The 25,314-nt window shown below is 32.3% G+C and carries 23 protein-coding genes; all 23 read right to left on the reverse strand.

Annotated elements, in window-relative coordinates; all coding sequences use genetic code 11:
* Nucleotides 1-294: 294 nt before the first annotated feature.
* A complete protein-coding gene (locus NSQ15_RS07850; protein WP_017637149.1) occupies nucleotides 295-519 on the reverse strand; it encodes a hypothetical protein in 225 nt (74 codons plus the stop codon).
* A gap of 25 nt (nucleotides 520-544) precedes the next feature.
* On the reverse strand, nucleotides 545-1,156 hold the full coding sequence (pyrE, locus tag NSQ15_RS07855) for an orotate phosphoribosyltransferase (RefSeq protein ID WP_340747069.1): 612 nt from the start codon (nucleotides 1,154-1,156) through the stop codon (nucleotides 545-547).
* Nucleotides 1,157-1,849, reverse strand: coding sequence for an orotidine-5'-phosphate decarboxylase (pyrF, locus tag NSQ15_RS07860; RefSeq protein WP_340747070.1), 693 nt, complete (start codon nucleotides 1,847-1,849; stop codon nucleotides 1,157-1,159).
* A 110-nt stretch (nucleotides 1,850-1,959) separates the two neighbouring features.
* Complete coding sequence (gene carB / locus NSQ15_RS07865; protein ID WP_340747071.1) at nucleotides 1,960-5,133, reverse strand: carbamoyl-phosphate synthase large subunit; 3,174 nt, start codon at nucleotides 5,131-5,133, stop codon at nucleotides 1,960-1,962.
* A complete protein-coding gene (locus tag NSQ15_RS07870) occupies nucleotides 5,126-6,226 on the reverse strand; it encodes a carbamoyl phosphate synthase small subunit (protein ID WP_017637153.1) in 1,101 nt (366 codons plus the stop codon). Before NSQ15_RS07870 ends, carB begins: the two co-directional genes overlap by 8 nt.
* Nucleotides 6,227-7,504 (reverse strand): dihydroorotase, encoded by a 1,278-nt coding sequence (locus NSQ15_RS07875; RefSeq protein ID WP_217193847.1) that lies wholly within the window; start codon nucleotides 7,502-7,504, stop codon nucleotides 6,227-6,229.
* 18 nt (nucleotides 7,505-7,522) lie between these two features.
* Nucleotides 7,523-8,404, reverse strand: coding sequence for an aspartate carbamoyltransferase catalytic subunit (locus NSQ15_RS07880; protein WP_340747072.1), 882 nt, complete (start codon nucleotides 8,402-8,404; stop codon nucleotides 7,523-7,525).
* Between the two features lie 24 nt (nucleotides 8,405-8,428).
* Nucleotides 8,429-9,721 (reverse strand): uracil-xanthine permease family protein, encoded by a 1,293-nt coding sequence (locus tag NSQ15_RS07885; protein ID WP_340747073.1) that lies wholly within the window; start codon nucleotides 9,719-9,721, stop codon nucleotides 8,429-8,431.
* Between the two features lie 192 nt (nucleotides 9,722-9,913).
* Entirely contained in the window at nucleotides 9,914-10,441 is a 528-nt protein-coding gene (gene pyrR / locus NSQ15_RS07890; protein ID WP_017637157.1) for a bifunctional pyr operon transcriptional regulator/uracil phosphoribosyltransferase PyrR, read from the reverse strand.
* A 397-nt stretch (nucleotides 10,442-10,838) separates the two neighbouring features.
* Nucleotides 10,839-11,756 carry an RluA family pseudouridine synthase gene (locus NSQ15_RS07895; RefSeq protein WP_029055476.1) on the reverse strand — a complete coding sequence of 306 codons (918 nt, stop codon included), beginning with the start codon at nucleotides 11,754-11,756 and terminating at the stop codon, nucleotides 10,839-10,841.
* Between the two features lie 11 nt (nucleotides 11,757-11,767).
* Nucleotides 11,768-12,244: a signal peptidase II gene (gene lspA, locus NSQ15_RS07900; protein ID WP_340747074.1), complete on the reverse strand. Its 477-nt coding sequence runs from the start codon at nucleotides 12,242-12,244 to the stop codon at nucleotides 11,768-11,770.
* 167 nt (nucleotides 12,245-12,411) lie between these two features.
* Nucleotides 12,412-12,885 (reverse strand): CHAP domain-containing protein, encoded by a 474-nt coding sequence (locus NSQ15_RS07905; protein ID WP_070451403.1) that lies wholly within the window; start codon nucleotides 12,883-12,885, stop codon nucleotides 12,412-12,414.
* 4 nt (nucleotides 12,886-12,889) lie between these two features.
* The gene (locus NSQ15_RS07910) at nucleotides 12,890-13,684 is read right to left on the reverse strand and encodes a VOC family protein (RefSeq protein WP_340747075.1); all 795 of its coding nucleotides are present in this window, start codon (nucleotides 13,682-13,684) and stop codon (nucleotides 12,890-12,892) included.
* A gap of 341 nt (nucleotides 13,685-14,025) precedes the next feature.
* Nucleotides 14,026-16,776, reverse strand: a complete 2,751-nt coding sequence (gene ileS, locus NSQ15_RS07915) for an isoleucine--tRNA ligase (RefSeq protein ID WP_070451407.1) — start codon at nucleotides 16,774-16,776, stop codon at nucleotides 14,026-14,028.
* Between the two features lie 214 nt (nucleotides 16,777-16,990).
* A complete protein-coding gene (locus NSQ15_RS07920) occupies nucleotides 16,991-17,641 on the reverse strand; it encodes a DivIVA domain-containing protein (RefSeq protein ID WP_340747076.1) in 651 nt (216 codons plus the stop codon).
* 23 nt (nucleotides 17,642-17,664) lie between these two features.
* Nucleotides 17,665-18,444, reverse strand: a complete 780-nt coding sequence (locus NSQ15_RS07925) for a YlmH family RNA-binding protein (RefSeq protein WP_107999716.1) — start codon at nucleotides 18,442-18,444, stop codon at nucleotides 17,665-17,667.
* Between the two features lie 141 nt (nucleotides 18,445-18,585).
* Nucleotides 18,586-18,879, reverse strand: a complete 294-nt coding sequence (locus NSQ15_RS07930) for a YggT family protein (protein WP_017637164.1) — start codon at nucleotides 18,877-18,879, stop codon at nucleotides 18,586-18,588.
* 11 nt (nucleotides 18,880-18,890) lie between these two features.
* Nucleotides 18,891-19,475 (reverse strand): cell division protein SepF, encoded by a 585-nt coding sequence (locus NSQ15_RS07935; protein WP_017637165.1) that lies wholly within the window; start codon nucleotides 19,473-19,475, stop codon nucleotides 18,891-18,893.
* Nucleotides 19,476-19,480: 5 nt separating this feature from the next.
* Nucleotides 19,481-20,158: a YggS family pyridoxal phosphate-dependent enzyme gene (locus NSQ15_RS07940; protein WP_070451411.1), complete on the reverse strand. Its 678-nt coding sequence runs from the start codon at nucleotides 20,156-20,158 to the stop codon at nucleotides 19,481-19,483.
* Nucleotides 20,158-20,961, reverse strand: coding sequence for a peptidoglycan editing factor PgeF (gene pgeF / locus NSQ15_RS07945; RefSeq protein WP_017637167.1), 804 nt, complete (start codon nucleotides 20,959-20,961; stop codon nucleotides 20,158-20,160). Before pgeF ends, NSQ15_RS07940 begins: the two co-directional genes overlap by 1 nt.
* Nucleotides 20,962-21,205: 244 nt before the next feature.
* Nucleotides 21,206-22,384 carry a cell division protein FtsZ gene (ftsZ, locus tag NSQ15_RS07950; RefSeq protein ID WP_017637168.1) on the reverse strand — a complete coding sequence of 393 codons (1,179 nt, stop codon included), beginning with the start codon at nucleotides 22,382-22,384 and terminating at the stop codon, nucleotides 21,206-21,208.
* A gap of 32 nt (nucleotides 22,385-22,416) precedes the next feature.
* A complete protein-coding gene (ftsA, locus tag NSQ15_RS07955; protein WP_340747077.1) occupies nucleotides 22,417-23,814 on the reverse strand; it encodes a cell division protein FtsA in 1,398 nt (465 codons plus the stop codon).
* A gap of 103 nt (nucleotides 23,815-23,917) precedes the next feature.
* On the reverse strand, nucleotides 23,918-25,300 hold the full coding sequence (locus tag NSQ15_RS07960) for a cell division protein FtsQ/DivIB (protein WP_340747078.1): 1,383 nt from the start codon (nucleotides 25,298-25,300) through the stop codon (nucleotides 23,918-23,920).
* Nucleotides 25,301-25,314 lie beyond the last annotated feature (14 nt).

Raw genomic sequence — 25,314 nt, forward strand, 5'->3', positions numbered from 1 at the left:
TTGAACGGTTAAAATTAAATTAAGTGAAAAGGAGGCCATAATATGACACATTTACTTATTCCTCTATTGATATTAGTAATTGTTTTACTAATTGGATGGCTATTAACTAAATTATTTATTCGTTAAAGTAATATAAAAAAGAAACGGCGTTAGAGTGTTGTTAAACTGATGTGCCCTTATAAAGTTAGATTTTTAGTACAACTTTAGGGTTCAGTACAAACATTGACTAATCGCCGTTTTTTTAATTCATTGCTTTTAAATTAATAATCATGTAGTTTAAATCATTATTTCGGACTACAATTCACCTTTAGTACGTAAGTTTTCCTTTGCTTTTTTGAAAATATCACTTGTATGTTCAAAAGCATTATAATTCATTTCTTTTTGAAATTTGGATACTGTACTTTCATTTTCTTGGACATCGAGTTGAGTTGTATTTCTAAAATCTTCCCGTCGACTTAAAAATGCATTGCAGTGTTTTAATGACGAGTACAGATGATTATCATGTTTCTGCTTTAACATTTTACATCCCACCTATAAACCTATCTTATGATAAGTTATCTCTCCAATCAACTAAAGTCTGAATGTCATTTTCAGAAATTTCTCCACGCTCTTTTGCTACTTCAATCAATTCATTATAATTACTTAAAGTGTAAAAAGGAATTTTTGCTTGTTTGAATGTATCATCTGCTTTAGCTAGACCATAAGTAAATATGGCAACAACGCCTAACACTTCTGCGCCAGCTTCTTTAAGGGCATCTACTGCTGTTACTGATGATCCACCAGTAGAAATTAAATCTTCAACAACAACTACTTTTTTGCCTTTACTTTTGGCACCTTCAATTTGATTTTGTTTACCATGGCTTTTACTTTTCGAACGAACATAGTTCATTGGTAACTCCATTTTTTCTGAAATATACGCAGCATGTGGTATACCTGCTGTTGCAGTACCAGAAATAATTTCTACGTCTTCAAATTTTTCATTAATAAGTTTGATTAAACCATCTCTAATAGCATTTCGTACTTCTGGATAGCCTAATGTTACTCTGTTATCGCAATAAATTGGTGATTTAATACCTGAACTCCATGTAAATAAATCATTTGGTGATAATGATACTGCTTCAATATCTAGTAGTGATTTTGCAATTTCTTTAGCCATTTAACCTAACCAACTTTCTTTTATTTTTTGATAACTTTCAACTGGATTGTCACTTTGAGTAATTGGTCGACCAACAACAATATGTGTTGATCCTAATTTTTTAGCTTGCTCCGGTGTAGTGATTCGTTTTTGATCATTTTGCGCAGCACCTTGAGGTCTAATGCCAGGCGTTACCTTCATAAAATCTTCGCCTAATTCTTTAGTTAACAATTCCGCTTCCAATGGTGAGCAAACGACACCATCAAGACCTGCTTGTTGAGTCAATCGAGCATAATTTAGAACTGCTTCTTCAATCGTTGTTTGTATATTTTGTTCATTATTTAACTGTTCTTGAGTTGTTGATGTTAATTGAGTAACAGCAATGATTTTTATATCTTTGTTGTGTTGACGTAATCCTTCAATAGCTGCTTCCATCATCGCCTTACCACCAGCTGCATGAACATTTACTAAATCTACATCTAATTTTGCTAACCCTTGCATTGCTTTATTTACTGTATTGGGGATGTCATGTAATTTTAAATCAAGAAATATACTATGACCTCTATCTTTAATTGATTTAATTAAATCAGGTCCTGTTTGATAAAATAATTCCATTCCAACTTTTACAAATAATGGTTCATTAAATTGATCTAAAAATTCATTAACTTTATCTGCAGATTCAAAATCTAATGCAATAATTGGTAATTGTTTCATTATGTACTCCTTATATTGAAAGTTCTTCAATCAAAGTCTAATAACTAAGAATTGAAGAACTTATCTAAATTAAAATGTAGTTTCAAAATATTAAATTATATTGAATTAGTTTACATATTTCGCATCGTAAATGTCATACTCTCAATAACATTAGTTAAAGCGCTAGCAGTATCTAATGATGTTAAACATGGAATACCATTTTCAACTGTTGTACGACGAATTTGGAATCCATCTCTTTCCACTTCTTTACCTTTTGTCATTGTGTTAATAACGATTTGAACGTCACCATTTTGAATACGTGTAAGCAAGTCATTTTCTCCACCGATTTTGCCTACAACTTCTGCTGGTATATTATTTTGTTTTAATTTTTCAGCAGTCCCCTTAGTTGCTAGAATCTTATAACCTACTTCATTAAGACGGTGTGCAATTTTGACAATTTCGTCTTTATCTTTATTGCTTACTGTCATTAATACTGTACCGTGATCTTTGACTTCAAATCCACTACCAGTTAACCCTTTGTATAGCGCTTTTTCTAATGTTTGGTCTTTACCCATTACTTCACCTGTAGATTTCATTTCAGGCCCTAAAGTAATGTCTACATTTTTCAGTTTATTAAAGCTAAATATTGGTGCTTTAACAAATACACCTTCTGAATACGGTTGAATACCTTCTTTATAGCCTAAAGATGATAATTTCGTACCCATGATTGCTTGCATAGCTAATTGTGCCATTTGAATGTCAGTAATTTTACTTAAAAATGGTACTGTTCGACTTGAACGAGGATTTACCTCTAGAACATAAACACCATCATGTGCAATTACAAATTGAATATTGATTAATCCAATAATATTTAAACCTTTAGCTAATCTAATTGTGTAATCTTCAAGTGTTTTAATTTCTTCTTGAGATAGTGTTTGAGGTGGGTATACTGCAATAGAATCACCACTGTGTACACCTGCACGTTCAATATGTTCCATTATTCCTGGAATAATAACTGTTTCTCCATCTGAAATAGCATCGACTTCAATTTCTTTACCAGTTAAATATCTATCAACTAATACTGGATGTTCTGGACTAGCTTTAACAGCTTGTGTCATATAATTTTCTAACTCATCATCACTATCTACAATTTCCATAGCACGACCACCAAGCACATAAGATGGTCTAACTACAACTGGATATCCAATATTACGCGCGTTTTCTAACGCTTCTTTTGGTGATGTTGCAGTTTTACCTTGAGGTTGTGGTACATCTATAGTATGAAGTAATGCTTCAAATTCTTTTCTATCTTCAGCACGGTTTAAGTTTTCTAAAGAAGTTCCTAGTACTTGTACGCCATGTTTTGCTAATTTGTCAGCAAGGTTAATTGCTGTTTGTCCACCAAACTGTACAACTACACCTTTAGGTTTTTCAAGATTAATAATACTCATTACATCTTCTTCTGTTAATGGTTCAAAATATAATTTATCTGAAATTGAAAAATCTGTTGATACAGTTTCAGGGTTATTATTTACAATAATTGCTTCATAACCAGCATTTTGTATTGCCCACACAGCATGAACTGTTGCATAGTCAAATTCTACACCTTGTCCAATTCGAATAGGTCCAGATCCTAATACAAGAATTTTTTCTTTATCAGTAACAATAGATTCATTTTCAGTTTCATAAGTACCATAGTAATAAGGTGTTGTAGACTCAAATTCAGCAGCACATGTATCTACCATTTTGTACACTGGAGTAATATTATTTTCAATTCGTAATTGATAAACTTCTTCTTCTGTCATATCAAAACGATGTGCAATAACTCTATCACTGAATCCATAATCTTTAGCATATTTAAGGTATTCTAAATCACCTTGATGTGCTTTAAGTTCATGTTCAATGTTGATAATATTTTGGAATTTATTTAAGAAGAAATAATCAATTTTAGTCATTTCATGAATTTCTTCTAAAGTTGTTCCACGACGTATGGACTCACCTATAAAGAATAATCTTTCATCATCTTGATGACTAATACGTTCTTTAATGTAGTCTAAATCAAAGCTTTCACCGTTTGGTAATCCTAAATGATGTACGCCGTATTCTAATGAACGAATCGCTTTTAATAAAGATTCTTCATATGTGCGTCCTATTGCCATTACTTCTCCAGTTGCTTTCATTTGAGTACCTAATTCACGCTCACCTTTTTCGAATTTATCAAATGGGAAACGTGGTATTTTTGAAATAACGTAGTCTAGTGTAGGTTCAAATGCAGCATAAGAAGTTCCAGTAATTGGATTTAACATTTCATCTAGTGTTAAACCTACAGCAATTTTGGCTGCTAACTTCGCAATTGGATAACCTGTTGCTTTAGATGCTAATGCTGATGAACGAGATACACGTGGGTTTACTTCAATAATGTAATAGTTGTATGAATCTGGATCTAAAGCTAGTTGTACGTTACATCCACCTTCAATTCCTAAAGCGCGAATAACTTTTAATGACACATCACGTAGCATTTGATATTCGACGTCTGATAGTGTCTGACTTGGCGCAACAACAATTGAGTCACCAGTGTGTATACCAACTGGGTCAATATTCTCCATATTACAAACTACTATTGCATTATCATTTTTATCACGCATAACTTCATATTCAATTTCTTTAAATCCAGCAATTGATTTTTCAATTAAACATTGTGTAGCAGGACTATAATGAAGACCATTGGTAACAACTTCTTTTAAGTCATCATCGTTGTAGCAAATACCGCCACCAGTTCCTCCCATTGTGAATGCAGGACGAACGATTAATGGATAGCCAACTTCTTCTTTAAATTTAAAAGCTTGTTCTACTGTATTTACGATGTCACTTTCAGGTACTGGAACATTTAAATCATTCATTAACGTTCTAAATAATTCACGGTCTTCAGCTTGTTGAATTGATTCTAATTCAGTACCAAGTAACTTCACATTATTTGCGGCTAATACACCACTATCGTGTAATTGAATAGCCATATTCAAACCAGTTTGACCACCTAATGTAGGAAGTAATGCATCGGGTTGTTCTTTGCGAATAATACGTGCAATAAAATCGTGTGTTAATGGTTCAATATAAACTTTATCTGCAATTTCTTTATCTGTCATAATCGTCGCTGGATTTGAGTTAACTAATATAACTCTATATCCTTCTTCTTTAAGTGCAAGACAAGCTTGAGTTCCTGCATAATCAAATTCCGCAGCTTGCCCAATAATAATTGGACCCGATCCTACTACTAAAATTGTTTGAATATCGTTACGCTTAGGCATTTACATTACGCTCCTTTTCTATGAACTCGTTCATCATTGTTATAAATTCATCAAATAAATAATTCGAATCGCTTGGGCCTGGTCTTGCTTCAGGATGATATTGAACAGAAAAAGCAGGTAAAGTCTTATGTCTTAAACCTTCAACAGTTCCATCATTTAAAGCAATATGAGTAACCTCTAAATCAGTGTTTTCTAAAGAATCTTTATCGATTGAATAACCATGGTTTTGACTTGTAATGTCAACTTTACCTGTTTTTAAGTTTTTAACAGGATGGTTAGCGCCTCGATGACCAAACTTCATTTTGAATGATTTAGCACCTTGGGATAATGCGAATAATTGGTGTCCTAGGCAAATTCCAAAGAATGGAATTTTACCAAGAATACCTTTAATCATTTGAATAGCTACTTCTACTTCATCTGGATCTCCAGGTCCATTTGATAGCATTACGCCATCTGGTGACATCTTCAATATTTCTTCAGCAGATGTGTCGTATGGCACAACTGTCACATTGCACCCTCGCATATTTAATTCTCGTACAATATTTTGCTTTTTACCAAAGTCAAGAAGTACAACGCTTAAATCTGCTCCAGTAGATACATAAGGTGTTTTTGTAGAAACAGTTGATACTTCGTCTCTAGGTAATTCAGTTGTTTTAAGATGTTCAACTAAGCTTTCAATTTCATCTTTGTTATCTGTAAATCCAGCTCTTAATACACCATGTTGGCGAATTTTACGTGTGATACTTCTAGTATCAACACCTGAGATACCAGGTATTTGATATTGAACTAATACTTCATGTAATGTCTTTTGATTACGGAAATTACTTGGATGTGTACTTGCTTCTTTGACTACTACACCATTTAATGTAGGTGTTAAAGATTCAAAGTCATCTCTATTAATTCCATAATTTCCAATTAATGGATACGTAAATGTAATAATTTGACCTGTATATGAAGGGTCAGAAATTGTTTCTTGATAACCTGTCATTGCTGTGTTAAAAACAATTTCACCAATCGATAATTCATCTGAACCTAGCTGGTATCCTTCATAATAAGAACCGTCTTCAAATACTAGATAACGTTTTGAAAGCATTTATTTTTCCTCCTTAAATACAACTTCACCTTTTATCATAGTTAATACGGGATGTCCGTATACTTTCTCACCAATAAATGGTGTATTGTCAGCTTTTGATAAGAAATCTTCACTTCTAATTTCTTTTTCATTTTCTAAATCAATAATAGTAATATCAGCATAACTATCTTTGTGTAGTTTTCCGTAGTTAAGATTAAAGATTGTAGCTGGTTTAATTGTTAAATAATCAATTAATTGTTTTAATGACCAATTCCCATTTCTTACGAAGTGTGTATATAGTAATGGGAATGCTGTTTCACTACCTACAATTCCAAATGGTGCTTTAGTCATAGGTTGTTCTTTTTCTTCTTTAGCGTGTGGCGCATGGTCTGTAGCAATACAATCAATTGTACCGTCTAATAATCCTTCTAATAATGCGTCACGATCTTCTGTACTTCTTAATGGTGGATTCATTTTATAATTAGAATCATCACCTGGAACATCATTTTCTGTTAATAATAAGTGATGTGGCGTTACTTCAGCTGTAACATGAATGCCTGCTTTTTTAGCATCGCGAATAACACGGACACTTTCTTTAGTTGATACGTGACAAACATGATAATGACATCCTGCTGCTTCAGCTAATAAAACATCTCTTGCAATTTGAACTGATTCACAAACATTTGGAATACCAGGAATACCTAGTTCTTCACTACGTTTACCTTTATGCATAGCGCCGCCATAAATTAAGCTATTGTCTTCACAATGAGCAACAATTGGCTTTTTAACTTTAGCAGCTTGCTTCATAGCAGCGTACATCATACTCGCTTGTTGTACACCGACGCCATCGTCTGTGAACGCAAACACACCTTCTTTAGCTAAAGCTTCGAAATCCACTAACTCTTTACCAGCTTGTCTAGTTGTAATTGAAGCATAGGGTAATACGCGAACTTGAGCTGTTTCAGAAATTCTTTCTCTTAACGCTCTTACATTTTCAACTGAATCTGGTACTGGTCTTGTATTAGGCATAGGGCAAATTGTAGTAAATCCACCTCTAGCTGCTGCTTTTGTACCTGTTTCAATTGTCTCTTTGTGTTCACCACCTGGTTCACGTAAATGCACATGTACATCTACAAATCCTGGTGCGATTAAATTTCCTTTAGCATCAATGACTTCAATATCGTCAGATGATGCATCTATTTTAGTACTGATCGTTTTAATTCTTTTACCTTCGATTAAAATATCTGTATTTTTCAATTTTCCGTTCTTAATAATTTTACCGTTTTTAATTAATTTCATGATTCAAATACCCCTTCCTTATTGTAAAAGCTCATCAATAACTGCCATTCTCAAATACATACCGTTTTCCATTTGCTTAAATATTCGAGACTTAGGTGCCTCTACCAATTCGCTTTCGATTTCTACTCCTCTATTTACAGGAGCCGGATGCATGACAATAGCTTCTTCTTTTAATTTATCATATCTTTCCCTAGTTAACCCATATTGTTGATGATAATTTTCAGCTTCAAAATTGGCCTTTCCAGTAATACCATGTCTTTCATGCTGAACTCTTAGCAACATCACAATATCTACTTGGTTAATCACATCATCAATATTTACATATGATGACTCTATTGTATCGTCTACCCATTCTTCGGGGCTCGCGAACATTACATTTGCACCTAATGCTTTTAAACTATGAAAATTACTTCTAGCTACTCGAGAATTTTTGATGTCACCACAAATTAATACATTTAGACCTTCAAATTTTCCATACTCTTCATAAATTGTCATTAAATCAAGTAAACTTTGTGTTGGATGTTGACCACTACCATCCCCACCGTTAGCTATAGGGATATTTAAATTATTTAATTCTTCATAATATGCATTTTGAGAATGTCTAATTACAAGTAAATTAACACCAATACTTTCTAAAGTTTTACAAGTATCATACAAGGATTCACCCTTTTGAACTGATGATGTACTTGTCTCAAAATTAACTAAATTCAATCCTAACTTTTGTTCGGCAACTTCAAAACTACATTTTGTTCTAGTTGAATTTTCAAAGAACAAATTAGCTACAAATTTATCTTTGTATTGCGGTACATTAACTTCTCCAGATTTAAATTGACTTGCTTTTTTAACTAAGCTAAAAATTTCATCGTTTGATAAATCTTCCATTGATAATAAATGTTCCATTGTTTGCCTCCTCAGTTAAACTGATTATTTTTTAGGTAAGATTAAATTTAAAATAATACCTGATAATGCTGATAATGCCATTCCTTCAAGCTGAAGATTTATGCCAATACCTTTTAAATTGATAAGTAGATTTCCAATACCAATTACTAAAATGACAGATGCTATTACCAAGTTTCTATTGTTAGCAAAATCAACATTACTCTCAACAATCATTCTTAAACCACTTGCGGCGATAATACCGAATAATAGTATAGATACACCACCCATGACTGGTGTTGGTATTGAAGAAATAAGTGCTGTGAATTTTCCTATAAATGCGAGTACTATCGCTATGACAGCTGCGCCACCAATAACGTAAATACTATAAATTTTAGTAATCGCTAGAACGCCAATGTTCTCACCGTATGTTGTACTTGGTGGTCCTCCGATAATACTTGCAACCATCGTTGATACACCGTCACCGATAATTGATTTGTCTAATCCTGGATCTTTAAAGAAATTTTTACCTACAATTTTATTAATGACCATTTGATGTCCAATATGTTCACTAACTGTCACAAAAACTACTGGTATCATCACTAGTACCAATCCTAGGTGAAACGATGGTACATAATCTTTAAATGGTAGATAAATATCTGGGAAATCTAACCATTTAGCTTTAGCTATTGGCGCAAATTTTACTAATCCCATAAATATTGAAACGATATAACCTACAATAATACCGATTAAAACTGGTATGAGGGATAAGAATCCTTTGAAAAAACCTTGCACAATAATAGTTACTATTAAAGTGATTAACGCTACTACTAAATAACTTAAATTGTAACCTTTCATGTCTCCTGAATTTTCATACATTGCCATGTTTACTGCTGTAGGTGCAAGACTTAAACCGATAACCATGATTACTGGTCCAACCACAACAGGTGGTAATAATTTCATTAGCCATTCTGTTCCACTAAATCGTATACATATACCGATAATGACGTACATTAATCCACTCATGAATAATGCAACTAACATGTCTCCTAAACTATGTGTACTTAACCCAGTAATGATTGGAGTGATAAAAGCGAAACTAGAACCCAAATAAGCAGGTATTTTGGCTTTTGTTATTAATATGTATAATAATGTTCCGATTCCAGATGCTAATAATGCACCTGATATTGGTAGTCCTGTTAAAAATGGTACAAGTACAGTCGATCCAAACATCGCAAATAAATGTTGTAAACTTAAGAATGCCCATTGGCCTGCTTTTGGTTTATCTTTAACATCTAATACTGGTTTTACTGTACGTTCAAACATTTGTTCATTTTCCATAATGATTCATTTCCTCTCATAAAAAAATCTCTTTACATACAGTTATGCAAAGAGACTAAAGTCAATGATATGAATCATAAGCAATATGTATCTATAGTCATATAAGTTTACATAACTATATTACAGTTAGTTAAATGCTTATATAATTCAATTCACCTTTTTCAGTCTCTCGTACTGTTTTAAAAGGATATATTATTCAATTACTACCGCATTCGTTGAATCCTTTTCCGTTAAGAATACTTTCACTGATTCATCTCGTGCAGTAGGTATATTTTTCCCTACAAAATCTGCTCGAATTGGAAGTTCTCTATGGCCTCGATCAACAAGTGTTGCCAAACCAATTTTAATTGGTCTAGAGTGTAATAGTATAGCATCTAATGACGCTCTTACAGTTCTTCCTGTATATAAAACATCGTCCACGATGACAACAACTTTTCCTGTGATGTCTACATCAATCTCAAATGCTTTATCAAAAGATTGCTTTGAAACTTGATCAATGTCATCTCGAAATTGTGTAATATCAATTGTACCTGTTGGAACAAGTTGTTGCTCAATCATATTAATTTTTTCTTGAATACGGTAAGCAAGGTAAGCACCTCGCGTTTTAATGCCCAATAATACTAAATCTTCTGTACCTTTGTTATACTCAAGAATTTCATGTGCAATTCGAGTTACTGTACGTTGTATTGCTGCTTCATCCATAATGATGCGTTCAGACATTTCCTCACCTCATAAATTAACATGAAAAAAACCTCACATCTTTAACAAGACATGAGGTTGATATATAGATAATGTGTAATTGAGATATAATCACATACACATTTTCATTCATTTACATGAGTTACAATTCTTTAAAAAACTTTCTATAAAAGTATATAAAGGTAGTAACATTAATGTAGATTAAGTATCATTTTCATGTCTTTGAAGCCTCTCTGGACTTACATTTAAAGACCTACGATTTTTTTATTTAAACTGTTATTAGTTTAATCCTAAAACTACAATTAGTCAACAGTCATATGACTATTTTTTTATTTATCTTTATAAGTTTATGACTTATGTCTAGACTTTAATTAATATCTAAATTCAAATATTGAACTATATGATTTATCAAACTATATTAAGCATCTCTTTTTCTAATATCATCTAATAAATCTTCAAATTCTTGTGGTAATTTAGCTGTTCTTTCAATATATTCATGCGTAACTGGATGTTCAAAACCGATGACTCCAGCATGTAAAGCTTGTCCACCAATATCTAATGTTTTCTTAGGACCATATTTAGGGTCCCCAACTAATGGGAATCCAATATATTTCATATGTACACGGATTTGGTGAGTACGACCTGTTTCTAACTCGCACTCAATTAATGTGTAGTCTTTAAAATGTTCTAATACATTGAAATGTGTTACTGCTTCTTTTCCATCATCTACGACAGCCATAGCTTGGCGGTCTTTTTTATTACGTCCAATAGGTGCATCTACAGTTCCATAATCATGTGGAATATTGCCATGTACTAATGCGACATATTTACGTTTAACTGATTTCGCCATTAATTGCTCAACTAAGCCTCGATGCGCAATATCATTTTTAGCAACCATTAACAATCCTGAAGTATCCATATCAATTCTGTGAACGATGCCTGGGCGTATTTCACCATTAATACCTGATAAATCTTTAATTTGATACATCAATCCATTGACTAAAGTACCTGTATAATGACCAGGTGATGGATGAACAACCATACCTTTAGGTTTATATACAATAGCTACATCGTTATCTTCATAAAAAATATCAAGATTTAAATTTTCTGGCGTGATATCCGCTTCTACGACCTCTTGTTCTGTTACGATAATATGATCGTTTTGTTTAACTTTATAGTTTGGTTTTACCACTTTATCATTTACTTTTACTAAATCTTCTTTGATCCAATCTTGAATCTGACTACGTGACCAATCGCTATTCAATTCAGGTAATACTTTATCTAATCTTTGACCTACATAATTATTATCTGAAATTTGATATTCATATGTTTCCATTACCTTACCTCCTATTCTTTATTTGTTGTATCTTTAAGTAAAGCTATAATTATTAAAATTACACCAATTGTTAAACTTGAATCGGCAATATTAAATATTGGAAAATCATATCCAAAAATATTTGTGTCGATAAAATCAACAACTTCTCCATTAAACAAACGATCTATAAAATTCCCTAAAGCGCCTGCGAACAACAAACTAACAGCTAATTGCATAAATAAATTGTACTTAGCTTCTTTAATAAAGAATAATACGAGCATGATTAATATAATTACTGTAATGATATAAAAGAAAAACATTTTTCCACTTAAAATACCCCAAGCAGCACCATTATTTCTATGGGATGTTATATTTAAAAAATTTGGTATTACTTCGTAGGAATCCCCTATTTTCATTGAACTAGCAATTATCCATTTTGTTATTTGGTCAATGACTAAAATAAAAATGACTACGAATAATGAAATACCAGTATAATATTTCTTTTTCATTCATGTGCCTCCATTCAAAACCATTCATCACTTTTTTACAACATCTTTTATTATATCTTAATCAAGTATATAAAAACAGGATAGCCTAAAAATAAATACGATGTACATAATGAAATAATTTTATTTGCTAATCGGCATTATTATGAGTATCGATATGTTGTTCTTAATTATGCTTTTTCATTATTTTTAGGATGTATATACTGATATTGATCTACATCAAAACTTGGAATTGTTCTATCTGTAATTTCATAAGCTTTTTTAAAATTCATCTCAGAAATTTTAAGTGATCCATCTTGATTTATTTTTTCAATATATGCTACGTGCCCATATTTTCCTTTAGTTGTTTGTAATATCGACCCTTTTTTAGGTTGATGATTGACTTTGTAATCATCTTTTTCAGCATTTTTAGCCCATTCTTTTGCATCAGACCATGTGTTCTCAATTTGATGGTGATCTTCTTTGACTTTATCAAAAACATAATACGTACATTGACCTTTTTGATAAGTATTATATTTCATTGGATTGATTTCTAATAAATGATTTTTGGGCTCTGTCATATCTTGATTATTTAATCCATCTATTATTGCAGCTATCGTAATACATATAGTCACTATAAACATTAAAGTTATACTTTTTTTCACTGAATCACTCTTCTTTTATATAATTAAACCTAAAATATATGCCATCCGGCCCTTTAACATTCAAATAGGTCGTTTCTGGATAATGAAAATCTACAAGTGCTAAGCCATAAGAATGAGAATTATCAACGCGTTTAGTTCCGGATATCCATTGATTTATAGCTAAATGATGGTGGTAATGTTGAGATGATAAAAAGAATGAATAGTCATCCATATATGCTGATTCTTCTAAACCAAAATAATTTAAATAATAATCTTTGACTTCAGATATACGTACCGTCTTTAAATGTAACGTACCAATTTTAGCCTCATCTGGAATGCCTTGCCACTTTTCGTCTGAAACTTCATTTAATAAACGTGGGACGTTAATTGGCACAATATTAAGCAATGCTTTATCATCCTCATAATGCCATGACTCAAAATCTTGATCGACATAAAATTTCAAACCGTTGCCTTCAGGATCTTCAATAAACAAAGACGTTGAAACACTTTGTTCTCCACCGTTAACAGGTATTTCATAATCGCTCAATTGTACTAATAAATCAGCTAAATCAGATAGCGTTGGCAACATGATTCCTAAATTAAATAACCCAGCTTCTGACATTAATGGTTCTCGTCCATTAGTAATTTCATTTAACGTAATGAATGTATTTGACATTCCTACTTCATATTGAATGCTCGTCATCGTTTCGTTAACAATATTTAACCCTAATATTTCTTCATAAAAAGGTTTAAGTTCATCTTTATCTCTTACATTTATAGTTATTCCATTTACAAAATTTGCATTCTTATTATGAAACATACATACTACCTCTTTCATAAAGCTTATCTATAAATTTAACTCATTATTGAAATTATTATTAGTAACATCCATATTTTTAATATTATGCTAAAAATTTATACTAAAAGCAACTTAATTGCTAAAAATATTGCTTGAAAGAGCATAATGAGAACATGACATTTCAATTAAACTTACACTAATTCATTCCAATTTTAATGACTATCTAAATTTTCATTAGCTAATATATGAACGTAAAAATAATAAAGTAACCTTTATCAATATTTCAAATTTAAAAATATAAAATAAAAGCTGTTAGCAATGTCAATTGACACTGCTAACAGCTTTAAATCAATGATCTAATATTAATTTAATGTTTTTACGACTTCTTGACAACGTGGGCATAAGTGATCTAGTTCTCCTACTGATCCTAATTGATCACTGTAGTTCCAGCATCTTTCACATTTTTCACCTTCAGCATGTTCAATACGGATATCACCATATTGATAAGCTTGACCATTGTCAACGTGGTCAACTACTTCTGCTTGAGAAGTAATAAATAATTGTTGTAAGTCATTAAATTGTTGTAAGAATTCTGAAGCATTGAAATCACTATTACTACCGATTGTCACTTTAGCTTCTAATGATTTACCAATTACTTTTTCATTACGAGCTGCTTCTAATGCACGGTTGACGTCATCACGTAATTTCATAAATGTATTCCATTTATCTAATAATTGTTGGTCTACTTCTTCAACTTTTGGCATATCAGCTAAATGTACACTTTCTTCTTTAACATGTGGCGTATGTGACCAAACTTCTTCTGCAGTATGCACTAAGATTGGTGCAAGTAATTTAGTCATATCAACTAAGATTTGATATAACACTGTTTGCATACTACGGCGTTTATGTGATGAACGTTCTTCAATATAAAGAATATCTTTACCATAATCTAAGTAGAAATTACTTAATTCTACATTGATAAAGTTTTGTACTTCTTGATAAATATTAAGGTAATCAAAGTTTTCATAGTTTTTAATTGTACTAGCAGTGAATTCACGTAAACGATGTAATAAATAACGATCGACTTCTAATAAATCCGCTTCAGCAATACCATCTGTTTCTGGATTGAAATCATTCACATTACCTAACATAAATCTTAATGTATTTCTGATTTTACGATATACATCTGACGTTTGTTTTAAAATTTCATCTGAAATACGCACATCAGCTAAATAGTCTGTACTACTTACCCATAAACGTGCAATATCAGCACCTTTTTGTTTTACAACTTGATCCGGTACAATCGTGTTACCTAATGATTTACTCATTTTCTTACCTTCTCCATCCATGACGAAACCATGAGATAATAAGAATTTGTATGGTGATTGGCCTTTTGTTGCCACTGCAGTTGTAATTGATGAGTTAAACCAACCACGATATTGGTCACTACCTTCAAAGTATAAATCTGCTGGGAAACTTAATTCAGGACGTGTTTCAAGTACACCTCTATGAGATGATCCTGAATCGAACCATACGTCCATAATATCTTCTTCTTTAGTAAATTCGCCATTAGGACTTCCTGGATGAGTGAATCCTTCAGGTAATAAATCTTTAGCTTCACGTTCGAACCAAATATTTGAACCATGTTGTTCGAATAAATCTGCAACATGATTAACTGTTTCTTTAGTCATGATGATGTCGCCATTTTCTGCATAGAATACTGGTAGTGGAACACCCCATACACGTTGACGAGAAATAACCCATTCTCCTCGATCACGAATCATATTGTAAATACGAGTTTTGCCCCAATCTACTTTAAAATCAGTATTATCAATCGCATCTAGAATATCTTGTCTTACTTTATTAATAGAAGCAAACCATTGTGGTGTCGCACGGAATATAACTGGTTTTTTAGTTCTCCAATCATGTGGGTAACTATGAGTAATGAAGTTTAGTTTTAATAAAGCATCTTTTTCTGTTAATAAATCAGTAACAGCTTTATTTGCTTTGTCATAGAACATACCTTCAAATGGTCCGCCTTCTTCAGTGAACACACCTTTATCATTTAGTGGACTAATAACAGGTAAATCATATTTTTGACCAACGATATAGTCATCTTCCCCGTGTCCAGGAGCAGTATGAACACAACCTGTACCAGCATCAGTAGTGACGTGGTCTCCGTTAATAACTAATGAAGTTCTGTCTAAGAATGGATGTTGTGCTTCAACATATTCTAATTCCTTACCTGTAAATTCTTTTTCAAGTTGGATTGAATCTGTATCCCATTCTAATGCTTCTGCAACTGTTTCTGCTAGAGCTTGTGCAATAATGTACTTTTTACCATTAACATTATATTGCCCATATTTTAATTCTGGATGAACTGTAATCGCTACATTTGAAGGGATTGTCCATGGTGTAGTTGTCCAGATAATAAATTGTGCGTCAGGATCAACGACACCTTTGTCATCTTTAACATTAAACGCTACATAGATTGAAGCAGAACGTTTATCATGGTATTCAATTTCAGCTTCAGCTAATGAAGATTCACTTGATGGTGACCAATAAACTGGTTTTTTACCTTTGTAAATTAAACCTTTGTCAGCCATTTCACCAAATAATCGAATTTGTGCTGCTTCATATTCAGGATTTAATGTGATATAAGGGTTATCAAAATCACCACGTACACCTAAACGTTTGAAATCATTCTTTTGAATTTCAACTTGTTTTAAAGCAAACTCTTTACATTTTTCTCTAAATTCAGCAGTAGTCATTTTTTTACGATCTACGCCTTTTTTAGTTAATGCTTGTTCAATTGGTAAACCATGTGTATCCCAACCAGGAACGTACGGTGCATAAAAGCCTTGCATTGTTTTATATCTAACGATGAAATCTTTAATAATTTTATTTAAGGCATGACCCATATGTAAGCTACCGTTAGCGTATGGTGGACCATCATGTAAAATGTAAGATTGGTTTCCTTTATTTTTATCTAATGCTTTTTGGTATTGATTGTCTGCATCCCATTTTTCTTGAATTTTTGGCTCTTTATTAGGTAAGCCACCACGCATTGGAAATTCTGTTTTTGGCATTAATAACGTATCTTTATAATTCATTTACTTTCATTCCTCCTAATTATAAAAAAGAACTCTAAGTTCAATTAACAGGGACGGTTATACCGCGGTACCACCCTGATTAACTCAACTTAGAGTTCTCTCTTGAATATATTCATTTTAAACAAATCAGTGATATAAGAAACATGCTTATATTAGGCTCCCACCATTTCCTAATTCGCTGTGATAAGTGTTTTGTTTCTTACGCGTCTGATTTTTATTTTTGATTTGGTGATTCTGATTGAGTCACTGAATCACTTTGAGATGTTGAAACCGTACTTTCTGAAGATTCAGTTGTTTGAGACTGACTTTGAGCATTTTGTTTCATTGCTTTTTCTTCTTCAGTTAAATCATTTTCATTTAAATGGTGAATGTCTTCTAAAGTGACTTGTTCAGCATCTAAATCATAATTTAATAAATAATCCCAATCGTCATTCTTAAGTAAGTCTAATTGAGCTTCAACTAACATACGGAAACGAGATCTAAATACTTTAGATTGACGTTTCATATCTTCAGTTTGGAAAGCTAAACGACGTGCTTTTTCTACCGCATCGTTTACAATTTGATCAGCTTGCGCTTGAGCTTTGGCAATTGTTGCTTCTGAATCTTTATTCGCTGCTAATTTAGTTTCTTCACCAGCTTTTTGTGCTTGTACTAATGCGTCAGTTACAGATTGATGAACATCTTGATATGACTTAATATTAGTATCTCTTTCTTCAATAACTTTTTCAAGTTGTTTTTTATCTTCTTTTAATCTTTCTATTTCAGAGCTTAATTGTTCTAAATAGTTTGCAACTTCAGTAGGTTCTAGACCATTTTTCACACGAGTAAACTCTTTACTTTTAATTTCACTTGGTGTAAAAGGCATTATATGTCCTCCTTAATTTTACACTATTTGAATAATGTATTATAGGTAATGTGTATTTTATCTTTTTTAGTTCTTCCACCTATATCGGTCATTTGTGCTCTACCGAAACCTTGGATGGAAAGCAAATCATTCATTTCTAATTGAAAATCAGGTGAATCAATGATTGTGTGATTCACTTTTACTCTTTTTTTCTCGATGAGTTGTTTCGCTATCGATCTTGATTTGTGAATCATTTCTTTAAGTACAACATCAAGTCTTAGTGCGCTCACCGTTGAACTATGAATCTTCCAATTCTCTTCTGATTGTATCATATCTTTTAAAGGAATAGAATTAAGTTTAATTGTAGCACCTTTGATTTTAGTGAATTCTAACATAATAAATGATTCTAAAGCTTTTGTCAAAACAAATTGAATACGTTCTCCAACAATAATATCTCCAAGTTGATTTCTATCTATTCCTAAAGACATCAATGTCCCTAATACATGTTGGTGTTGTATTGTAACAAACTTTTGTGGATAGTCTATTTCAATTAAAGTTAAATCAAAATCACTTTCATTTGGTTCGTAATAAGAAGGTGTGATAAGGGCACGTTGTCGTTCAGCTTGAGGTCCCCCATTAAAATGAACAACCAAATCTTCATAACTACCAACAATAACTTCCAATATATACTGACCTCTAGGATCTAAAAAGTTTGTTAATACTGGCGCATAATGTCGTTCAGCTTGTTGGCATTTATCGATTAATAAATCTATGGTTGCTTGTTCTTCTTTTCTAAAATGCTGATAAATATCGATGTTTGACACCTCCTTATTTTTACGTAGTTTAGCTAGTTCAGTCACCTTATTTTACAAAGTTAACAATAAAACGAGGCAAACTGGCATACTTCCAGTTACCTCGTTATTCAACAACATCTATATTATTTACTATCTTTTAAGTATTTACTCTTATCCAGCCAAGTGAACTAAAATCATGTTGAAAATAGTCACTAATCCTCGTTGGAATAATACTAAAACAATGATAGCTACAATAGATGATATATCAATAATTCCTATTGGTGGAATTATTTTTCTAAATGGTTCCAAAAATGGTTCGTAAATCTTCCCGAGTATTTCACCAAACTTAGATTCTCGAATATTTGGCACCCAAGAAGTAAAGAAATAAACAATCATTCCATAATAATAGATTTGAACAATCCAAATTATAATTCGGAATATTGTATTAAGTAATCCAATATCCATATGTTATCTCCTTATTCGTAATGTTGCTCCATATTCTCAATATGGTCTGTAATGCTACCAGCAACTTCAACATTGTCTGGAGTACATAGGAAAATATCTGTACCGACACGTTGGATATCGCCACCAATCGCATATACTGTACCACTCAAGAAATCAATAATACGTTTAGCAGAGACTTTATCAATGCGTTGTAAATTAACTAAAGTAGCACGACGATTTTTTAATTCATCTGCAATATCTTGTGTATCTGAGAATACACGTGGTTCAAATAAACACATTTTTGAACTTTCTTGAGTAGCAACATTTGTTTGTGCATTATTATTCATCGTTACTACATTTCTTGAGTTTGATTTAGAATTATTAGTCATACGATAATTCCTTTCTTCAGAAGTTGAATTATATCTAGTTGAACTTTTTTGTGGTACTGATTTAATTGCACTTGTTTTTGAAGTAGCCGGTTCTTGCGCTACCTCTCTTTGTGATTCAACTTCACGTTCTTGTTTACGATCACGTTCTTGTTCACGTTCTTCTGGTACTTCCACTTCTTCTTCATCTTCAACTACAAAAAAACCATTAAATAAATCTTTTAAAGCCACGGGGCTCACTCCTCTTCTCCTACAAGTTTAGTCCCAATTCTTACAAACGTAGCACCTTCTTCTATAGCAATGAGGTAATCGTTACTCATACCCATAGATAATTCAGTACACGGTGCATATTCTAAATTGAGTTTGTGTATTTCGTCTCTTTTTATTCGTAATTTTCTAAATAATGACTGTATGTATTCGACATCATCTGTAAATGGTGCCATAGTCATTAATCCGACTATTTTTATATTCTCATATTGTTTAAGGTCTTCGATAAACGAATTAACATCGTCTAAATCAATACCATGTTTAGAAGATTCTCCAGAAACATTCACTTGTAAAAAACAAGGAATAGTATGATTGGCACGTTTGTTAATTTCTTTAGCTAAACTCATTCTATCTAAAGCGTGGAAGTAATCAACATCATTGATGACATCTTTGACCTTTCTAGATTGCAAAGAACCGATAAAATGAAACACTGCATCACTAGGTAGTGCTTCTTTCTTTTCTTTAAATCCTTCAAGTCTATTCTCACCAAAGTGACGAAGTCCAGCTTGATAAGCTTCTTTAGCTCGCTCTATTGTAACATACTTTGTCACTGCAATCACGCTAGGCTGTGTTGAAATGTTACTTTTTTCTCTTTGTTGATTTATTTCATCGTTAATTTTTGCCAAATTTTCTTCGACTTTACGCATTAATCTTCACCTTGCTTTCTTCCGATAAAGGCTAACATTCTACCGGTTTGCCCTTTCTCAACTCTATAGGAAAAGAAATAATCTAAGTTTTCTGATGTAGCATAATCTGTAATATAAATATTATCTTTTGGTACACCCACACTTTGTAATAATAAAGCATTGGCTTTTTTCAAATCTATGCCATGTCTATCTTCATCTCGTGTTTCTATATATTGTGTTGTTTCAATATCTAATGTTTCAAATTTAGATTTAATATCATCATTAATTTCATACGAATTTGAAGTTGCAGGACCTATCACAACTTGTAAATCATTTAAGTCAAAATCGATTTGTCGAACCATTTCTTTTACAATTTCACCATATGTACCTCTCCAACCTGCATGAGCTAAACCAACATAATGATTTTTCTCACTATAAAAATATACTGGTACACAATCTGCATAACACATCGTTAATAAAATATTAGGTTCATATGTATACAGACCATCAATGCCATGTAAATCATTAGTGATTGCATCGATATTAGTTCCTTTATCTGCAGCTGTGATTTTGGCTACTTTATTTTCATGAGTTTGTATAGGAAATACCCAATCTCTTCTAGGAAAATGTATCAAATCGGCTAAAATAGCTTGATGCTTTGATATATTATCTTGATCATCGTCAACGTATCTAGCCATATTAAATGCATTTTCAGGATACATACTTAAGCCACCCTCTCTCGTAGTAAATCCAAGGGTAGTATTTGTCTTATTTTCGTCTTTGTATTCTAAAAAATGATCTTGTTTAATAAATTTTTCAGTCAAATGTTTCACAACCTTAAGTATGAATTTTCAATATTTGCTATTAATGATAAAAATGGCTTTCGTAAAGTTATTATATAACATTTTTATTTGTAATTAAATTAAAACTATTTTAATTGTACATGGATTAACATGCTTTTTCTTAAACTTTAGAATCTGGTTATAATCTTAAAAATTCCTATGTAAAAAATTAAAAAGTCATCAGAATTCAATCTGATGACTTAAAATAATATGTTTAGAGAATTAATTAACGTCTAGTTCTTCTTGAACGTCTTTCTTCTCTGTTTCTAATAAAGCTAGGAATATCATCGTCTTTAGTTGTATGAGTTCTTTCGTTCACACTGTCAGAAGATGATGCACTTGAAGCAGAACTGCTTACAGATTCTTCTCTATCTACAGAATGAGATGATGAAGCACTATTTACACTAGAACCGAATCCAGTACTAGAAGCTTTACGTCCTTGAGAAGATGGTTTGTCTTCAAATCCAGTAGCAATAACTGTAACTACAATTTCATCTTGTAATTCTGGGTTAATTACTGTACCGAAAATCATGTTCACGTCTTCATCAGCAGCATCTTGTACGATATCAGCAGCTTCTTGAGCTTCGAATAAAGAAAGTGATTCCCCACCTGTAATGTTCATAAGCACACCTTGTGCACCAACAATAGAAGTTTCTAATAAAGGTGAAGAAATAGCTTTTTTAGCTGCTTCTACCGCTCTATTTTCTCCAGATGATACGCCAATTCCCATTAAGGCAGAACCTTGGTTTGACATAATAGTTTTCACGTCAGCAAAGTCTAAGTTAACTTCACCAGATACAGCGATTAAGTCAGAAATACCTTGTACACCTTGACGTAAAACGTTGTCTGCTTCTTTAAATGCTTCCATCATAGGAGTTGATTTATCAACGATATCTAATAAACGATCATTAGGAATAACGATTAATGTATCTACAGCAGCTTTCATTGATTCAACGCCGGCAGCAGCTTGTGTTTGACGTTTACGACCTTCAAAGCCGAATGGACGAGTAACAACACCAACTGTTAAAGCTCCCATTTCTTTAGCAATTTTTGCTACTACAGGAGCAGCACCAGTACCAGTACCGCCACCCATACCTGCAGTTACGAATACCATATCTGCACCTTGGATTGCATCTTCAATTTGTTCACGTGATTCTTCTGCAGCTTTTTTCCCAATTTCTGGGTTAGCTCCAGCACCTAATCCACGTGTTAATTTTTCACCAATTTGGATTTTTGATTCAGCTTTAGATAAGTTTAAAGCTTGTCCATCCGTATTGATAGCGATAAATTCTACATTATTCATACCGTGGTCAATCATACGGTTTACAGCGTTGTTACCGCCGCCACCTACACCGATGACTTTTAAAGTCGCTAAATGATTAAATCCTTGTTCAAATTCTAACATTTAAATTTCCTCCTAGTTTTAATGGCCAATAATCATTCAAATAAAGATTTCATGAGTTTTTTAAATTTACCTTCTTCTTTGTCTTTATCTTGAGAATTATGATGATCTTGTTCTTGATGAGTTTCGCGGTTGTCATATTCTTCATGAGGTGCTTCAGGTTCTTCCTCATAATCATCTTTTTTATTCGATTTGCGTTTGAACCAATCGAAACCGCTTGATTTAGAGTCAGCATCTTTATCATTTGATTCGATAACTTCCTCTTCAAATTCCTCATTATCTTGATAACTAATTGTAACATAATCTAATAACTCGTCAAAAGTGATACTACTAGAAATCGTAGAAATCGCAGAAGAAAATTCTGGTTTTCTGATACCCATTTGAGATGGTGTATGAATTCTTACTTTTTCACTTACCATATCTTGTAGTAATTCTTTTACACCTAATAAGTTAGCTGATCCGCCAGTAACGACGAAACCACCGTTAACTTTAGTTAATCCTAATTCTTGCAATACATCAAATACTTCGAAGAAAATATCTTCAACTCTTGCTTCAATAAAATCACTTAAATCTTTTTGCGTATATTGAACATTCTCTTCACTATCTATTTGATCCACAGAAAATACATCTTGGCTTGAAGCTGAGTGATAAAAAGCATGACCATATTGATGTTTAATCTTTTCTGCTGTGTCATAAGAAGTGTTTAATCCTTGTGCAACATCGTCAGTAATATCACGACCAGCCATTTCGATTGAATCTGCATCCACTAATTCGCCACGTTCATAGAAGGCAATTTGTGTTAAATCTTCACCGATATCAATAACACATGCACCGAGCTCTTTCTCAGTTGCTGATAAGATTGAGCCATAATTGTATGCATCTGAATATACGTCAAGCACGTCTACACCACATGATTCAACACATTTAATCATATTAATTAAAATTGATTTTTGAATAGCTATAACGCCTGCATCCACTTTAAGTGAATGTCTAGCGATTAATTCTTTTGGATCTGATACTTCATTTTCCTTATCTACAACAAAGCGTATTGGGAAAACGTTAATGACTTCTGTTTCAGGAACATCATTTTTGTCTCTAATACCTTCAAGTACAGATTCGATATGTGTTCCATTAATTTCAGTATCTTCATAAAATTCTATTTCATTTGATTCATCATACACTTCAGTTCCTATGATAGGTAATTTTAAGAATACTTCTTTAATATCGACACCTGAAGCGATAGAAGCCTTTTTAATTGTGTCTTTGACAGCTTGTCTTGCTATATCAAAGTCATCAATCAGACCATTTTTAATACCGCTTGTATAGGTTTGTCCTGTACCTATCACATTTATTCCATTGTGAAATTTTTCGCCTACTATTGTTTTAACACTTGATGAACCAATATCTATGCTTACATAGTAATGTTCCTCCATAGATAGGCACCTCCTGACAAGTTACTATTAAAATACACTATGTTTAGTTTACAATACGTTGATAAGCTTGTGAACTATAAACACATACTAATATCAAAATTTTTTAATTATTTTCTTTTGATTCTTTATTAATTTTATTTAACACACTTTGAAGTTCTTCTTTTGCTTCAGTTTCTTTTGCTGATGTTTTAGATACACTTTGTTCAGATTCAGATTGATCACCACTACTATTTTGATAAGGAATAAATGATGCTCCTACCGACAAATCAATATAACCATCTGTTTTAAGGTCGCCTGAATCACTACGAGACAGTGATTCTGACATTTGTGGGTAATATTTCATCTTATCCGCTATAGTCGTAATATCTCCAATGACTTGAATATCATCTTTAGTGAATATTTTAATTCTGTTCTGCTTATTCTTATCTGGTGCATAGTTGACTTCCGCAATTAAATTTCTCACTTTAGGTGACATTTCTGATAACGCTTGGATTATTTTTTCCTTTTTGTCGCCTTTAAAACCATCAATGATTGGACCGTCATGTGAAATATTACCATCATAATCTTTTAATTCTTTCCCGTCTTCTAGCACAGGCACATATTTGTCTTTGTTTTTCGTTAAACCAACAACTTGATATTCTATTATTTTAACATTTAACGTATTAGGTAATTGCTTGGTAATGCTTACATATTTAATTAATTTATTTTTCTTTAAATTAGTTTTAGCTTTACCTTTACTAAAAGTATACATGCGTGAAGTAGACTTAACATTGAGTGCTTTGTTAATTTGGCTTTTACTTACATTATGATTCCCCTCAATATTTACGTTGGAGATTTTACTTAATGGTGTAAACATATATAGTAAGAATATCACAATTAACAATACCAATACTGTAATAACGGTGTACTGAATTCTTTTTTGTCTTCGACGCCGTTGTGCTCTTTTCTCTTCTAGAGTTGGTGAACTAAATTGTGTAACTTTCTTATTAGAATCTGTTTGTTCTTCTTGTGCATGTTCTTTTTTCTTTGATGTTGATTTGTTTGATGTTAAAAAACTCAACCAATTTTTCTTTGCATTTTTATCTTTGTGCTTAGTTTTTGAAGTTGTATTATCTTCTATATTATTTGTTTGTTCTTTATCTTGTTGACTATCATCGTTATTAACATTTTCATCATTATGATAATGATTAATTTGCTCACTTTCGCGATACGACTCTGAGTTATCATTATCGCTAACAAAATCTTCTTTATCGTTTAAATGAGTTTTGCGATCATTTAAGATGTCCTCACTATGATGCTGTTCTTCTTCACTCGTATCATCATAGTGATTCGAGTTAGATATGTCGTCTTCAACTTTATCTTTAAACTTTTTTCTTTTACGCGTTCTAAAATCGTTACTTCTACGAAACATGCTTAACTCATCATTTTGTTTGTCATCGGAGTTAGCTGCATTGTTTCTGTTATTGTCATTAGATTTACCGTCCATTTTCTATCACGCCC

The organism is Staphylococcus sp. FSL W8-0774 (assembly GCF_038006785.1).
Classification (GTDB): domain Bacteria; phylum Bacillota; class Bacilli; order Staphylococcales; family Staphylococcaceae; genus Staphylococcus; species Staphylococcus pasteuri.

What these genes read in the sequence shown, in the direction of transcription:
- NSQ15_RS07850 (WP_017637149.1), bottom strand. Translation starts at nt 519, where the DNA reads ATGTTAAAGCAGAAACATGATAATCATCTGTACTCGTCATTAAAACAC.
- pyrE (WP_340747069.1), bottom strand. Translation starts at nt 1,156, where the DNA reads ATGGCTAAAGAAATTGCAAAATCACTACTAGATATTGAAGCAGTATCA.
- pyrF (WP_340747070.1), bottom strand. Translation starts at nt 1,849, where the DNA reads ATGAAACAATTACCAATTATTGCATTAGATTTTGAATCTGCAGATAAA.
- carB (WP_340747071.1), bottom strand. Translation starts at nt 5,133, where the DNA reads ATGCCTAAGCGTAACGATATTCAAACAATTTTAGTAGTAGGATCGGGT.
- NSQ15_RS07870 (WP_017637153.1), bottom strand. Translation starts at nt 6,226, where the DNA reads ATGCTTTCAAAACGTTATCTAGTATTTGAAGACGGTTCTTATTATGAA.
- NSQ15_RS07875 (WP_217193847.1), bottom strand. Translation starts at nt 7,504, where the DNA reads ATGAAATTAATTAAAAACGGTAAAATTATTAAGAACGGAAAATTGAAA.
- NSQ15_RS07880 (WP_340747072.1), bottom strand. Translation starts at nt 8,404, where the DNA reads ATGGAACATTTATTATCAATGGAAGATTTATCAAACGATGAAATTTTT.
- NSQ15_RS07885 (WP_340747073.1), bottom strand. Translation starts at nt 9,721, where the DNA reads ATGGAAAATGAACAAATGTTTGAACGTACAGTAAAACCAGTATTAGAT.
- pyrR (WP_017637157.1), bottom strand. Translation starts at nt 10,441, where the DNA reads ATGTCTGAACGCATCATTATGGATGAAGCAGCAATACAACGTACAGTA.
- NSQ15_RS07895 (WP_029055476.1), bottom strand. Translation starts at nt 11,756, where the DNA reads ATGGAAACATATGAATATCAAATTTCAGATAATAATTATGTAGGTCAA.
- lspA (WP_340747074.1), bottom strand. Translation starts at nt 12,244, where the DNA reads ATGAAAAAGAAATATTATACTGGTATTTCATTATTCGTAGTCATTTTT.
- NSQ15_RS07910 (WP_340747075.1), bottom strand. Translation starts at nt 13,684, where the DNA reads ATGTTTCATAATAAGAATGCAAATTTTGTAAATGGAATAACTATAAAT.
- ileS (WP_070451407.1), bottom strand. Translation starts at nt 16,776, where the DNA reads ATGAATTATAAAGATACGTTATTAATGCCAAAAACAGAATTTCCAATG.
- NSQ15_RS07920 (WP_340747076.1), bottom strand. Translation starts at nt 17,641, where the DNA reads ATGCCTTTTACACCAAGTGAAATTAAAAGTAAAGAGTTTACTCGTGTG.
- NSQ15_RS07930 (WP_017637164.1), bottom strand. Translation starts at nt 18,879, where the DNA reads ATGGATATTGGATTACTTAATACAATATTCCGAATTATAATTTGGATT.
- NSQ15_RS07940 (WP_070451411.1), bottom strand. Translation starts at nt 20,158, where the DNA reads ATGCGTAAAGTCGAAGAAAATTTGGCAAAAATTAACGATGAAATAAAT.
- ftsZ (WP_017637168.1), bottom strand. Translation starts at nt 22,384, where the DNA reads ATGTTAGAATTTGAACAAGGATTTAATCATTTAGCGACTTTAAAAGTC.
- ftsA (WP_340747077.1), bottom strand. Translation starts at nt 23,814, where the DNA reads ATGGAGGAACATTACTATGTAAGCATAGATATTGGTTCATCAAGTGTT.
- NSQ15_RS07960 (WP_340747078.1), bottom strand. Translation starts at nt 25,300, where the DNA reads ATGGACGGTAAATCTAATGACAATAACAGAAACAATGCAGCTAACTCC.